Origin of the sequence: Streptomyces tanashiensis (assembly GCF_014648895.1) — a bacterium.
In the GTDB taxonomy this organism is placed as follows: Bacteria; Actinomycetota; Actinomycetes; order Streptomycetales; family Streptomycetaceae; genus Streptomyces; species Streptomyces tanashiensis.
This window is the reverse complement of sequence record NZ_BMRZ01000027.1, coordinates 1-12,973: the sequence shown is the minus strand read 5'-3', so window position 1 is coordinate 12,973 and position 12,973 is coordinate 1. Positions and strand designations below refer to the sequence as shown.

Annotated in this window: 13 protein-coding genes and 2 pseudogenes; 6 read left to right on the top strand and 9 right to left on the bottom strand. The window is 69.5% G+C overall.

The genetic code is table 11. The annotated features are described in order from the left end of the window. Nucleotides 1-54 precede the first annotated feature (54 nt). The 3 genes from IE237_RS38965 to IE237_RS38955 all read right to left on the bottom strand — a co-directional run bounded on the left by IE237_RS38965 (nt 55) and on the right by IE237_RS38955 (nt 2,260). The gene (locus IE237_RS38965) at nt 55-696 is read right to left on the bottom strand and encodes an HAD family hydrolase (RefSeq protein ID WP_370468348.1); all 642 of its coding nucleotides are present in this window, start codon (nt 694-696) and stop codon (nt 55-57) included. A gap of 110 nt (nt 697-806) precedes the next feature. Beyond that, complete coding sequence (locus tag IE237_RS41180) at nt 807-956, bottom strand: hypothetical protein (protein ID WP_229844056.1); 150 nt, start codon at nt 954-956, stop codon at nt 807-809. A gap of 395 nt (nt 957-1,351) precedes the next feature. Then, nucleotides 1,352-2,260, bottom strand: coding sequence for an ADP-ribosylglycohydrolase family protein (locus IE237_RS38955; RefSeq protein WP_189806948.1), 909 nt, complete (start codon nt 2,258-2,260; stop codon nt 1,352-1,354). Nucleotides 2,261-2,908: 648 nt separating this feature from the next. Between IE237_RS38955 and IE237_RS38950 the strand changes: the two genes are divergently transcribed. Further along, nucleotides 2,909-3,583 (top strand): YoaK family protein, encoded by a 675-nt coding sequence (locus IE237_RS38950; protein WP_229844049.1) that lies wholly within the window; start codon nt 2,909-2,911, stop codon nt 3,581-3,583. A 77-nt stretch (nt 3,584-3,660) separates the two neighbouring features. Here IE237_RS38950 and IE237_RS38945 read toward each other — a convergent pair whose 3' ends face one another. Both IE237_RS38945 and IE237_RS38940 read right to left on the bottom strand, forming a co-directional pair. Further along, nucleotides 3,661-4,056: a hypothetical protein gene (locus IE237_RS38945; protein WP_189806947.1), complete on the bottom strand. Its 396-nt coding sequence runs from the start codon at nt 4,054-4,056 to the stop codon at nt 3,661-3,663. Between the two features lie 63 nt (nt 4,057-4,119). After that, nucleotides 4,120-4,491, bottom strand: a complete 372-nt coding sequence (locus IE237_RS38940) for a hypothetical protein (RefSeq protein WP_189806946.1) — start codon at nt 4,489-4,491, stop codon at nt 4,120-4,122. 59 nt (nt 4,492-4,550) lie between these two features. On the opposite strand from IE237_RS38940, the pseudogene IE237_RS38935 reads away from it, so the two are divergent. From IE237_RS38935 to IE237_RS38930, 3 genes and pseudogenes are all read left to right on the top strand, one after another. Then, nucleotides 4,551-4,781 (top strand): annotated as a pseudogene (locus IE237_RS38935) (DUF7919 family protein); the annotation flags it as partial. Further along, nucleotides 4,774-4,978 (top strand): annotated as a pseudogene (locus IE237_RS41830) (IS630 family transposase); the annotation flags it as partial. The pseudogenes IE237_RS38935 and IE237_RS41830, both read left to right, overlap by 8 nt. A 49-nt stretch (nt 4,979-5,027) precedes the next feature. After that, nucleotides 5,028-5,903: a hypothetical protein gene (locus IE237_RS38930; protein ID WP_189806945.1), complete on the top strand. Its 876-nt coding sequence runs from the start codon at nt 5,028-5,030 to the stop codon at nt 5,901-5,903. Nucleotides 5,904-6,005: 102 nt separating this feature from the next. Here IE237_RS38930 and IE237_RS38925 read toward each other — a convergent pair whose 3' ends face one another. From IE237_RS38925 to IE237_RS38915, 3 genes are all read right to left on the bottom strand, one after another. Next, nucleotides 6,006-6,359, bottom strand: a complete 354-nt coding sequence (locus IE237_RS38925; protein ID WP_189806944.1) for a hypothetical protein — start codon at nt 6,357-6,359, stop codon at nt 6,006-6,008. Between the two features lie 362 nt (nt 6,360-6,721). Then, complete coding sequence (locus IE237_RS38920) at nt 6,722-8,329, bottom strand: amidase family protein (RefSeq protein WP_189806943.1); 1,608 nt, start codon at nt 8,327-8,329, stop codon at nt 6,722-6,724. A gap of 148 nt (nt 8,330-8,477) precedes the next feature. Continuing rightward, nucleotides 8,478-10,019 (bottom strand): PAS domain S-box protein, encoded by a 1,542-nt coding sequence (locus IE237_RS38915; protein WP_189806942.1) that lies wholly within the window; start codon nt 10,017-10,019, stop codon nt 8,478-8,480. A gap of 843 nt (nt 10,020-10,862) precedes the next feature. Between IE237_RS38915 and IE237_RS38910 the strand changes: the two genes are divergently transcribed. Further along, nucleotides 10,863-11,333 carry a hypothetical protein gene (locus IE237_RS38910; protein ID WP_189806941.1) on the top strand — a complete coding sequence of 157 codons (471 nt, stop codon included), beginning with the start codon at nt 10,863-10,865 and terminating at the stop codon, nt 11,331-11,333. Between the two features lie 325 nt (nt 11,334-11,658). Further along, complete coding sequence (locus IE237_RS38905; RefSeq protein WP_189806940.1) at nt 11,659-12,351, top strand: response regulator transcription factor; 693 nt, start codon at nt 11,659-11,661, stop codon at nt 12,349-12,351. A gap of 67 nt (nt 12,352-12,418) precedes the next feature. Here the strand turns inward: IE237_RS38905 and IE237_RS38900 are convergent. Further along, nucleotides 12,419-12,973 (bottom strand): class E sortase (locus IE237_RS38900; protein WP_189806939.1); only part of this gene is annotated, 555 nt, incomplete at its 5' end.

Here is a 12,973-nt window from a genome sequence, read left to right as displayed (position 1 = left end):
GAGACCCTAGTCCCCTGAAGATCGACTTTCACTCGAAGCCCTCTGACCGGCTCGTCAGCTCTCGTCCAACAGACCGACCAGGTCCACCAGCGAGTTGACCCGCCAGTCCGCTGCCGTCACGACGGCCGGGTCGTTCGCCCACAGATGCCCCCACGGGCCCCGGCGGAGGTGCGCCGTCCGCAGGCCGGCCGCACGGGCGGGGAAGACGTCGTTCGCGGGGTGGTCGCCCACGTAGACGGTCTCGTACGGTGCGGCGTCGGCGACTTCGAGGACCTTCTCGAAGAACGCCGGTGACGGTTTGGCGACGCCCCATTCGCCCGACGTCACGACCAGGTCCGCGGGGAGGCCCATGGCCCGCAGCAGTTCGCCCGCGTGCGCGGTCTGGTTTCCCGCGACGACGACCCGGATGCCGAGCGCGCGCAGCCCGGTCAGCACCGGGCGGACATCGGGGTAGAGGTCGGTCTCGTCGAGGTGTTCGCCGCGCCCGGCGGCCTCGCGGGCGGCGTACTCGGCGCCGATGTCGATGCCGGGGCGGAGGAGACGGAGGGCCTCGGCGTTGTCGAGGCCCTCGGCCACGACGGCGCCGACGAGGGCGGAGAGGGTGTGCCGAGGGACGCCGAGCCAGTCCGCCCACAGGGTCCAGTAGCGGTCGTCGCGGACGAGAGTCTCACCGATGTCGAAGACGAAGCACTTGATCACGGGCCCGAGCGTACGGGTGAGCGCGCGGGCCTGGGAGCGGAGTAGGCCCCGAGAGCACACGGTTTGCGCCCCGCGAGGGAGAGGCCCTTCTTGATGCCACCGGAGATTCAGGAATGGCTCTCGCACGGGCCGGCGTCGAGCGCGGCTGCGATGCCTTCAAGGATCTCGACGAACTCCTCGGCCGGAATCTCGGCCACGAAGACGGCACCGGCGTCTTCAGGGTGGCTGAGCAGGTGCTCCTCACGCCAGAACTCCACACCGGCCGCGCAGCGGGTAGTCGGCCTCGGACTCGTCGTCCCCCGCGCGCTGCGTGAGACGACGGTGTGTGGCTTCGGCGGACAAGCCGGCGAAGGGCAGGGGAGAACCATCGCCGGACCGCAGCCGGGCGGCGGCGTCCAGCACATCGCGACGAAACCGGGGAACGTACGCCATGTTGTCGTCGCAGGTCAGACATTTTCCAGCTGCCCAGAGGTCACCCGGCACAGTGGGCCCGGCCTGCCGACCTCTGCGGCGAACCTGAGTTTGTCTCCCAGAACCACGCTCATGCCGGTGACCGTCGCAGGTTCAGCCCGCCATGAACAACCGAATACTTCGGACCGACTCCCCTCGGGGCGTCCACTTCCTCCGATGGGCATGTCGATCCGGTGAGTTGCTACCGCGGTCCGAGCGGGGGCAGTGGTTCCCTGGCTGCGTGCCAGGCGGGCGGGAGAGCGGCGGTGCCCGTGCGTGCAGCGATCACACCACCCGCGATCGCGCAGGTGGTGTCGATGTCGCCCCGCCCGGCGACGGTGGTCCACAGGCCTTCGTGCAGGTCGTCGAGGTGTCCCGCCGCGCACCAGAGGGCGTAGGGGACGGTGTCGGGCCCGGACATCCGGTAGCCGGATCCCAGGACCTCGGCGGCGTGCCGTACCGAGGTGTGTGCCGGCATACGGGCCGCGATCCGCACTCCCGACCGGACGTCGCTGTCAGGGAGCCGTGCGGCGACGGCGAGGAGGAAGTCCGGACGGGTCGGCGCAGGCATGCCGCGGCTGCGAGTCGCCAGCGCCGCGGCGATGGCCACGGCCACCGCTCCGGTGACCGCTTCCGGGTGGTGATGCGATACGGCGCTCTGGCGGGCGGCCTGCTCGGCCACGACATCGAGGTCCACGGCGTGCCAGGCACCGAGTGGGGCGACCCGCATGGCCGCGCCGTTGCCCCAGGAGCCCTGGCCGCCGAACTGCCCGGAGACCACCACCCGCCAGGCCTCGCCCGCGCCGATCCTGCGGAGCACGTCGTGCATGGAGGCTCCGTAGCCGCGATGCGTGTCGCCGGCGTAGGCCTCGGCGAGGCGCAGGGCGAGGCGGTCCTGGTCGACCGTACCGCCGCCCTCGGTGAGTTCCCGGACGAGGACGAGCGCCTGGGCGGTGTCGTCGCTCCACCGCCACAGCGGCTCCGGAGGCAGGGCCCGCGCTTCCAGGGCCGCCGTGCCTTGGCGGCGCAGGATGCCGAACCAGCGGTCACCGAAGGCATCGCCGAAGGCGAGCCCTGACAGCGAGTCCAGAGCAGCAGGCAGGTTGATCATCGGAGGAGTATCACAAGGCAACGGCTCGGCCCGCACTCCGATTTCGGCGCGGCGTGGAGGTCACCGCGAGGGCGGGACCGATCCCGAGTCCGTCCTCGGACCGCTCCAGAGCGACGAGCCTGCCCCTCGGCCGGCTGCGGTACTCAGCGCGGTCCGCCGCTTCCCTGCGAACGGCCGATCACCGACCCATCACCGGCTGCTCGGGCTGGAGAGTGCCCGCCCGGTGCAACGTGCGACGGCTTCCCGGGCGGGCTGTTCTCTCATCGTCCGTCAACCTGCGGCCGGGCGCGCGCCGGAAGGCCGAAGCGGGGTTCTCGACCCCGGCGGGTGTTGAGCGTCAGAGGGAGGCACGCCGACGAGCCAGGCCCCCGACGACCACGCCGGCGGCCGGACCGGCCTTGGGGCCTGGCTGCCGGCCCCGTGGCGCGCCCAACCCTGACTCGCCCCCGTCCCCGTCCACTGGTTCGAAACCCACCGATCGCAAGGCAACCGGGCACGACCCGGCCGCGCTCCGATCCGACCCGGTGGGGGCCGAGGGGGAGAGGTGTGGGCGAGGGCACCTCAGCCGTTCGAGAGGTGCGTGCCCACGATCGGCCGCGGACGATCGCGGGCCGTCGTGGGCTCTGTTCCACTGAGGGGGTGAAGTGGGTGCGGGCAGTGGGCGGCGGGACGGGTGAGGCGGCGGCCCGGTGGATGTTTCCCGAAGGCCACCCCTACGCGCGGCTTGCTCCGCTGCTCCTCGTGCTGACGTTCGTCAGCGGACTGGTCGACGCGGCGAGCTTCCTCGGGCTCGGGCGGGTCTTCGTGGCCAACATGACCGGCAACGTGGTCTTCCTCGGGTTTGCCCTGTCCGGCGTCGCCCAGCTGTCGGCCCTGGCCTCCGTCGTGGCGCTGACGGGCTTCCTGACCGGGGCGGTCGCGGGTGGTGCGTGGCGCCGGGACGCGGAGGCGGGCGGGCTCTTCGCACCGCTGGTCGCGGTGCAGGCCCTCTTGGCCGCGTTCGCGCTCGCCGCTGAAGCGGCCGGTGGGGGCCGCTACGCCGTGCTGGTGCCTCTGGCTTGCGGCATGGGCCTGCAGAATGCCGTTGTGCACCGCCTGGGGGTTCCCGATCTGACCACCACCGTCATGACCCGGACCCTCACGGGGCTGGCGGCGGACCGCCCGGGGCCGGCGGCTGTACGACGAGGGGTGTCGGTGGTGGCACTCGCCGCAGGGGCGCTGAGCGGGGGTCTCCTCCACGCCCGAGCCGGAGTGGAGGGGGTTGTCGCCACGGTCCTGGCGCTACTGCTCATCGTCGCCCTCGCCGGACGACAGCGCCGCTGAACGCCGGCGTGGCTCCGGCGGTGGCCGGCGGCCGAGGTCCGACCCGGAGGATCGAGCAACCGTTCTGGTTGCAGCCCTCAACGAGACGTGGTGAGGGGGTGGTGACGGGCGCATGCCTCTGCGGATGACCACGGGACCCAGGAAACAGCCTCACGCCAACCAGGTCGCCCGCAGGCCCAGCCCTGGAGCACCTCAGCCACAGGTTCCACCGTGAAGACGCCGGGTCCGCGGGCCACCCACGCCTGGAAGTGCCTGTCCGGCCCTCCCTCGCGGTACTCCACCTGATAGCTGAGGTCGTCGTTCAGGTAGACCTGCATGTAGTGCTGGTCGGCAGGTTCCCCGTCGAGCCGCCGCACGACAACAAATCGCGAGGAGAGGTTCATGTCGGCAAGCAGGTCGTGCAGCTGATCCTCGGACGGGTCGTCCCAGGTCGTCCCGTCCGCCTCGACTGCCTGAAGCACTGGTGTTGTCATACAGCCGACCCTAGTCCGCGACCGGACTCTTGACCTTGGCGGGTTCCAGGTCGGAACCACGCGCTAGTGGTGTCGCAGGGTGTAGAGCTCCCAGGAGTCGGGGTCGCCGATGAAGACGTACAGCTTCGGGTGCTCGCGGGTTCCGTAGACGCTCCAGCTGTCCATGTCGACCGGACAGGCCTCGACGGAGACGTCGACTTGTTGGGAGTAGGGGCCGTCGGCGGGGTCGTAGGTCCAGGTGCCCGTGCCGGTGCACGGGTGGGCCTGGGGTTCGAAGGAGTCAATGGAGTCGTCGAAGTCGAAGGTGTCGACGCGGGTGGCCGTGGCCTTGCCGTCCGGGGTGAGGATGAGGGTGCCGCCCTTGCCGTCGGAGTACGTTCCGGCGATCTGTTCCGCGTTGAGCCGTGGAGGCTCGTACCCGATTCCGGCGAACATGGCGACCCCGGCGAGGGCGAAGGCCGTGACGACGGCCAGCGTCCCGTACAGCGCGACCTGAGGACGAGGCTCCGGAAGGGCACGGGGAGGTGCGGATTCCGGGCGGGCCCGGCATCGCCTATGCGGCTCCGTTCCTGATCACGCACTACGTCACCGCCCACGGCTACCGACCGCCACAGGCCTTCATCGATGCCGTTCTGGCTGTCGATCTCGACACGTGGGCCGCCACACGGTGGCCCGACGTCCCCTTTCCCTGGGTTCCGGATGACGTGGAACGCCTGCTGGAGTAGACGCTCGACTCCGGTGGTGCGGGTCCGTGGCCGGGGCTCGGGCCGGGTGTCCATGGCCGGGCTGACCTGCTCCATGCCGGGCAGCCGCTCGCGGACGTTCCACTCGGTTCCCACACTTGAGTACGCAAGAGGGCGTCTGGTCGCTGGTCAAGCGCGACATCGACCACCTCGCCGCAGCCGACCCCGGCCAGATCACCCCGCCGAAAACGGATGGCCGACAGCCGCCCGCCCGGCCATCCTGACCCGATGGGCGACAGAGCCAACGTCATCGTGGTCCGCGAGAACGGCACACATGAGCTGTACCGGACCGGCTGGGCGGTCGGAATCGACCTCGACCTGCTGGAAGGGCCGACGCCGGTTCTCGCCATGCTTCCCGAACTCCGCCAAGATGGCTGGTGGTTGGATGAAACCATGTCCCAGGGCGGGATCCTGCTCGACCTCGGCCGGAAGATGCTCCTGTTCTTCGCCTGGGAGGGGCCCAGCACCGAACTCCGCCACCGCGCGGCCATGTTCGAGCTGATCCGAGCCGAGTGGCCGGGCTGGGAGGTCCGCTGGCTGTACGACGGCCCGGCCGAACTGCGTGAGTACGTCGGTCTGGACCCGGAGTACGTCCGCTGCCACGATGCGGACCCCTCTTTGGCCCCGTTCCTCGCCCCCGACGACGAGGACGCGGCCGGGCCCGACCCGGGCGGTGTGGTGATCACGGTCGGCACCGGCCGCTGCCACGTCGCCTCTGACGCCTTCGACCACCCTGTCCGCGAGGGCGCCGCCCTGCTCGACCGCCTGACGGACGCCCCCGGGCACGGAGTCTGCCACCTGCACGTCAACTCCGGCATCCACCTCGACCCGGAACGCCGCCACCTGGGCTGGTGGTCCCTCTACTCCTCGCCACAGGCGTACCGAGTGCCGGAGTTGTGGCCGGGCTGGACGGTGGAGTTCTGGCAGGACGACTGGGAACGGCACGTCAGAGCCGGCGACCTCTTCTCTCCGGCGGCGTTCGACGCCGGAGAGGAAGCCAGAGCCGCGGTGCTCGCCGAGGCCTGGCAACGCCGGGCCATCCGGGCCCGCAACCGTGCCCAGGCCGCCCGTCCAAGGACCGCACCGGCGCGATCCCAGACGTGATGTCGGTCAGTCGGCCTGATCACGGGACGACTGACCGGCATCACTCACTCACCGTCCGTTCCCACCAGCACGGCAAGCAGACAACACACCACAACGAGGCAATCAATGCCTGATGCGGCACCAACGTCCGGTGCCGGCCCCGCGCAGCGCCGCGCGGACCAGAGCAAGATCCGTAGCAGGGATGGCGAGTTCCCAGTAGCGATCAGCGGCCTGTACGGACAGCAGACGGAACATGCCCTTGTCGACCGCCCCACTTCCCGGACCGGCGACCGGGCCCGCCCCATGAACGTGGAACGGAGCAACCAGGTTGACGCCTTCCCCGGAACTGCCGAGGACTCGAAACGGTCGCCACACCGCCACCGACGCTGCGGCAGGATCCAGGACCAGCGACCCCTGCCGGAAACGGTTGCCGTCACGGACGAACGCGGAGACCTCGCGAGCCTCGCCGGCGTTCAAAGCTACGGCATCCGCCTCGGCGCGATGCCGAGTGTCCCCTGACAGCTGTTCGGCGAGGCGGCTCGGATGCCGGAGCAGGTCCGTGAAGGACTGTGTCCCTGCGGCCCGTTGTCCTTTTCGTCTCACCGTTGCTCCCTGCATCGCGGTCGTATCCAGGGTAGTGGCGGGGCGCGCGCGGAATCGCCTCCCCTGCGACCTTCGTAGCAGGGCATGAGAGTCGCTTCTTGGAAGGTCTTTCAAGGTGAACTGGAGACGAGCAGGCGAAGACGCCCTGTCGGAGACCGTCGGGTATCCGGCAGGGCGTCAACGAGTGGTCGGCGGGACACCTTCTGCCCGGGCGCCGGCCGGTTCCGCGTACTCGATCAGCGTCCCGGTGCCGCGGACGCCAGATACCGGGGTGCGCGCCAGGCCTTGAGGCGCTGTTCGACCGCCGCTCCCAGCGACAGCAGTTCGGTGTCCTGCCGGTTGCCGGCCATCAGAAGCAGGCCGACCGGCAGCTCGCCGACGAACCCGGCGGGGACGGACAGCGAGGGGTACCCGGCGACCGCAGCGGGAGTGGAGGACGGGATCACGTCGTTGTCGCCCCGCGCGCAGTCGGTGGTCCAGGCGGGCGGGTTCGCCGGGGAGGCGATGGCGTCCAGGTCATGGGCGGCCATGGTCTCGTCGATGGATCGCCGGGACAGGTCCTTCAGCTCGGCACGCATGGCCAGGTAGCGAGGGTCCGTCGTCGACGGCGCGGCCAGAGCCTGCTCGAAGAGTTCCTGGCCGGCGAAGCAGGTCTGTTCGGCCGGGTGCGTGCGGTTGAACTCGATCAGCGCGGCGAGGTCGCGTGGCCCCTTGCGCGAGGCGAGGTAGGTGTCGATGTCCCGGTGGAACTCGCTGAGCAGGGCCGGGAACTCGAGCTCGGCGAGACGGCCCTGGTAGGGCGGGGTCACCTCCACGACCTGTGCTCCGGCGGCGCGCAGCCGTTCCGCGGTCCGGGTCATCAGGGCGTCCACGTCGGCGCCGAGCGAGGGGAGCCGCCACAGGCCGATCCGCTTCCCGCGCAGGCCACCGGTGCGCGTGACCGCCTCCGTGAGTCCGAAGGCGTCGTCGGCGCCCGCGGCGGCCTCGTGACCGCCGAGCACCGAGAGGGTGATCGCGGTGTCGATGACGTTGCGCGCCATGGGGCCGGCCGTGTCCTGCTCGGCGGAGATCGGGACGACGCCGGACTGGCTGACCAGTCCGATGCTCGGCTTGTGACCCACGATCCCGGTCATTCCGGCCGGACAGACGATGGACCCGTCCGTTTCGGTGCCGATCGCCACCTGCGCCAGCGACGCGGCGATGGCAGCGGCGGAACCGGAGGACGATCCGCACGGATTGCGGTCCAGGACGTACGGGTTGTGGGTCTGCCCGCCCACCGCCGACCAGCCCGACGTCGGCTTCGCCGCACGGAAGTTGGCCCACTCGGACATGTTGGTCTTGCCGAGGATGACCGCCCCTGCCGCGCGCAGCCTCCCGACCAGTTCCGCGTCCGTGGCCGGCGGACTTCCGTCCAGTGCGAGCGACCCTGCCGTCGTCGGCATGTCCCGGGTGTTCACATTGTCCTTCAGCAGGACGGGGATGCCGTCGAGGGGACCGCGGACCTTCCCGAGGCGATGCCTGACGTCACTGGCGACCGCCTGGCTCAGGGCCGTCGGGCTGGTACGCAGCACCGCGTTGATCTTCGGGTCGACGGCCTTGATCCGCCGGAGGTACGCGAGCGTCAGCTCCGACGAAGTCAGGGACCCGCGCTTCATGCGCGCCTGTAACTCGGGGATCGTGACCGTATCCAGGTCCGCTCCGCGCAGGAGTGCCGACCCGGCGGGGGAGGAGGAACCATCGGTAGGGGACTCGGCGGCCACCGCAGACTGCCCCGGAGCGCCCGCCGCCAGAAGGGGTGCCACGGCCAGGACCGCGGCCAGCGTCGCAATACTTCTCTTCTTCATGAGGGACAGCCCACTGCAGGAGGACCGCAGCGCGCAAGGGCGTGGTAGCCGGTACGGGAAGCCGCGGCGGAGGAGCCCTGGAGGAGGAGCCCCGGAGGCACGCGGCTGGGCCGCGGCCCAGCAGATGAACGGCTCGCCCCGCAACCGGCTAAGCCGTCAGGGAGCGATGGCGGCCCGTGGGCCGGAGGGCGGCCGAGGCCGTCGCGTCGGGTCCGGCGATGGCGTCGTCCTGGACGGCCGCAGGCAGTTCCAGGACGTAGGTGCTGCCGCTGTCCCCCGGCGCTCGATGCGTGCGGAGTGTTCCCCCGTGGGCTTCGGCGATGCCCCGGGCGATACCGAAGTGTTCCCGCACCCCGCCGCTGTAGGGGCCGCGCACCTCGATACGCAGGAGACTGCGCTGCTGGAGTGCCGCGACGAATACGTGGTGGGGGCCGAGAGCGGCCGAGTCGTCTTCGGTGTGGATGACCTCGGCGATCAGGCGGCCGACAGCGGTCGTCATGTCGTCGGCGTCCACATGGACGGCGAACCTCGGGGCGTGGACGGAGAACTGCACCTGGGCCGGGCCTGCGAAGGTGGTCGCTGCCCTCAGCCCGGCCTGCACGACGTCGTCGATGAGCACCGTGCGTCGCTGCGGTCCGGCCGGCGTGCTGTCGGGGCGGTACGGCTGGGACCTGGCGTTCACGAGCGCCATGGTCATGCGCAGGTCGGCCGCCAGTGCCTCGAGGCTGTCGGTCGCCTCGGGCCACAGGGGGCGGGAGCTGTCGCCCGCGAGCCGGTTCGTCTCGGCGTGCAGGTGGTGCAGGGCCCCCATCAGCGGACCGGAGAGGAAGTCGGTGAGCTCACCTGCGTGCTCCACGGCGCGATCGGTCCGCTGCTGCTGCCGTGCGAGTTCGGCCTCGTGGTGCCGTACGGAGCGTGTCTGCGCGGCGAGGTACTCGTCTGCGAGCGCCTCGAAGGGGCGACGATCGGTGAGTGCGACGACGGCGCCGACGATCCGTCCCGTCTCGGTGACGGGCCGGACGGTGATGTCCGCGGTCAGACGGGTGCCGTCGCTCGTCCTCAGCTCCTGGCCGGGGAGTCTGCTCGTGCGGCCGGTCCTGAGAGCCAGGGCCCAAGGGGTGTTCTCGGCGTCGAGGGGTTCGCCGTCGTGCCCGAGGGGAGTGAGCCGAGTCAGGAGCTCGCATCCCCCCAGCTCCGAGGCCTTTCCGCCGAGCAGGCGGGCCGCTGCCGGGTTGACGAGGTCGATCCTGCCGTCGGTGTCGGTCCCGATGAGCGCTTCGGAGGCGGTGCGCAGGACCGCTTCGGCCTGGAGGAGGGAGCGGGAGAGCGCCGCCTGGGAGTCCTCTTCCCGCGTGACATCTCTCAGGGAGATGACCAGGGAGGAGCCGTACGGGATGTTCGCGTACAGGACATGCCGGTCCAGCCGCATGGTGCTGATATCGGTGGCGAAGGTCCTGCCGTCGTTGGTCCGGGCGATGGTACGGAGCCCGGTCGTCTGCGTGCTCCCGAGGTCCCGGGTTTCCGAGGGCAGGCGTGTCAGGTTCCAGTCGAAGGACGGAAGGAAGTCCAGTACGCCTCGTCCCTCGACCGAGTGCCGTTCGTACCCGAGCAGGGCCGCCGCGGCCCGGTTCGCCCTGGCCACGGTTCCGTTGTCGTCGACGATCAGCACGGCGTCGGGAACGAAATCCACCACTTCCTCATGAGGGAGCACCGCTTGGCTTTTCTCGAAGTTCACCGCTGACTCTTCCTGCCTGTCACGACGTCCACGGACTTTCGTTCGTCTGGAGGCCGGGGCATGAGAGGTGGCGGACTCCTCACCTGCGATTCCTGGCATCGGTCGGAGCCACGCTGCCCGTTCACTGTCGGTCATGCCCTGTGCCGCCGTCTCATGGAAACACATGGAGGACGACTTCATGCCTCCTCGCAGTCACGCTTAGGAGTTCCTTAAGGAAAACGTTCGGATCAGTCGGCCATGCCATGCCATGCCATGTCGTACCCGGCTTCCCCGGGATGACGGGATGAATGAGACGGCACCTCTGCTGATCCCTGGTGACGACCCGTCCGTCGAAGCTCCACCGGCGTCCTTCGGGTGGCCCCGGGGGCGACAGGAGGCCACCTCCTGGGGCGCTGCCGGGCGTAGCGGACATCCCCGTTGGTCCCGGCAATTCCATATTCGCCAATTGGTCGTACGGCCAATAGCACTCGTCCTGTGGCATGCAGATCCCCGAAAGCCAACAACGAGAACCCATGCCCTACAGTGGGCGTCGGTCAATGCCGTCGCGCCACGGGCCACGTGCCACGCGGTGCACTCGGATACCGCGTTCTCGCGGATGTCCGCGGCGCTGCCGTGAGGCTGAGAGGAGCGCGTTTCATCAGTGGACACAACGACGTTCCGCAGATCCGTACCTTGCGCCGACGCCGACCGACGTCACCCCACATCATCCGACGGAGTCAATGACGAGTCTGTCGCCGCGCAACGCCACTGACGGAGCGACGCCCTTCGCGTCGGAACTCATTTGACGGAGAGAGAAGCATGTCGGGAGAAACGGAACTCACGTCCGCCTACAGCAGTAAGGTCGCCGGCGATCTCGAACGCAATGTGGAGGAGCGGGAGAGGATTCGCGGCGAGGTCGCGCGTCTGACGGCGGAGCTCGACGCGCTGAATCATGACCATGCGGTTCTGCTCAACCTCCAGAAGGCCCTTCAGTCCGGTGCCTCGACACCCGACCGGGAGGTCCCCCGGCAGAAGTCCGTCAAGGGAAGCAAGGGTTCTGGAACGGGCAGGCCCACGCTCGTGGAACTGATCCGCGGTTACCTGGCCGCGAGCAGCACTCCTTGTTCCGCCCGCGAGGTGACGACCGCCCTGAGCGCGCAGCACCGCGACCGCCACGTCCAGACCACCGTCGTACGCACCTCCCTGGAGAGTCTCGTCGCCAAGGGGGAGGCGCACCGCAACAAACAGGGGTCCTCCGTCTTCTACACCTTGACCACCCCCGCGAAGTAGCGGATCGACCGCTCCGGCAGCCTTTCCCCGGCACTTGTGGGCGGAAGTCTTCCGTGAACCCATGCCCGCATCCTCGCTCGTACCTCCGCTCTCGCCGACGAGCCGCCGGCGACACATGTCATCCTAGGAGTCGACGAGGGAGGGCGGGATTAACGTCGACTTTCTTATGTCTTAAAGATCCTTAACCGGGAGAGCGGGAGGTGGGACCCGGCAGCTCGCTGACCTCGTGCGAAGGCCGGTGCGACTGCACATGCCACGCTCACTCCGCCCTTATGGCACCTGATCGGCATCTCGGGAGACACATGCGTCGCGTAGTGTGCGCCGCATGGCAAAGGTGCTTCTCGTCGAGGACGATTCGTCCGTTCGCTCCGCCCTGCACAGCCGTCTCTCCGACGCCTCGTACACGGTGCGGGGCTGCGAGACGGCGTTGGAGGCGCTGCGCGCCGTCCTGGACGAGCCCTTCGACGTGATGGTGCTCGACCTGGGCCTGCTCGAACTCGACGGCCAGGACGTGCTCGAGATGCTCCGTACCTTCTCGGACATCCCCGTCGTCGTCACGGCCCGGCACGACGAGCACGAGATCGAGCGTGTGCTGGGCAGCGGTGCCGACGCCTACGTCGTCAAGCCCTTCTCCGTCGAGCTTCTCGTCGCGAAGATGACCGCGGTGCTGCGGCGGACGGTCTCCGGAGCCGGCGGCATGCGCGCGGACGTCCTGAGGGTGGGCGGGCTCGTGGTCGACGCGGCGCATCGGCAGGCCTTCCTCGACGGCTCCCAACTCGACCTGAGCCGCAAGGAGTTCGATCTCCTCGAGTTCTTGGCGTGGCGTCCCGGTGTCGTCGTGCCGCGCGGTGAACTGTTCAAGCAGGTATGGCTGCAGACGTACCGTGGAGAGCGCACCGTGGACGTCCATCTGTCCTGGCTGCGCCGGAAGCTCGGCGAATCGGCGGCCCGGCCCCGCTACCTGCACACGGTCCGGCACGCCGGGATCAAGCTCGAGGCCCCGGAGGCATTGGTCTGAGGGGCGCATGACGGAGGCCCGCCCCGGGGTGGGGCGGGCCTCCGTCGCTTCTCGAGTGTGTGGGGTCTCAGCCTGCGAGCCCTTGCGGCTTTCCCTTGCTGCGCGGGCGTTCGTCGACCAGCTTGCCCCAGACGATCATGCGGTACGTGCTGGTGAACTCGGGTGTGCAGGTGGTCAGGGTGATGTAGCGGCCGGGGGCCTTGAAGCCGGACTGCTTCGGTACGGGGTCGATCACGGACACGTTGGAGGGCGAGGTCTGGGGCAGGATGCTGGCCATCTCGTACGTGTAGTAGGCGCTCTTGGTCTCGACGACGATGGGGTCGCCGGGGCGGAGCTGGTTGATGTACCGGAAGGGTTCGCCGTGGGTGTTGCGGTGGCCGGCCACCGCGAAGTTGCCCTGTTTGTCGGCGGGCATGGCGGTCTTGAGCTTGCCCTCGCCGTAGTGGCCGACCATGCCCTTGTCGAGGACCTTGGGTTTGCTGATGCCTTCGGCGATGGGGACGACGACGTCGAGCTTGGGGATGTACATGATGGCGAAGCCCTTGCCGGGCTCGAAGGCCTCGGGCTTGTTGTCGCCGCCCTCGTGGGCCCAGGTGTCCTCGATCTGCGCCTTGGCCTTGTC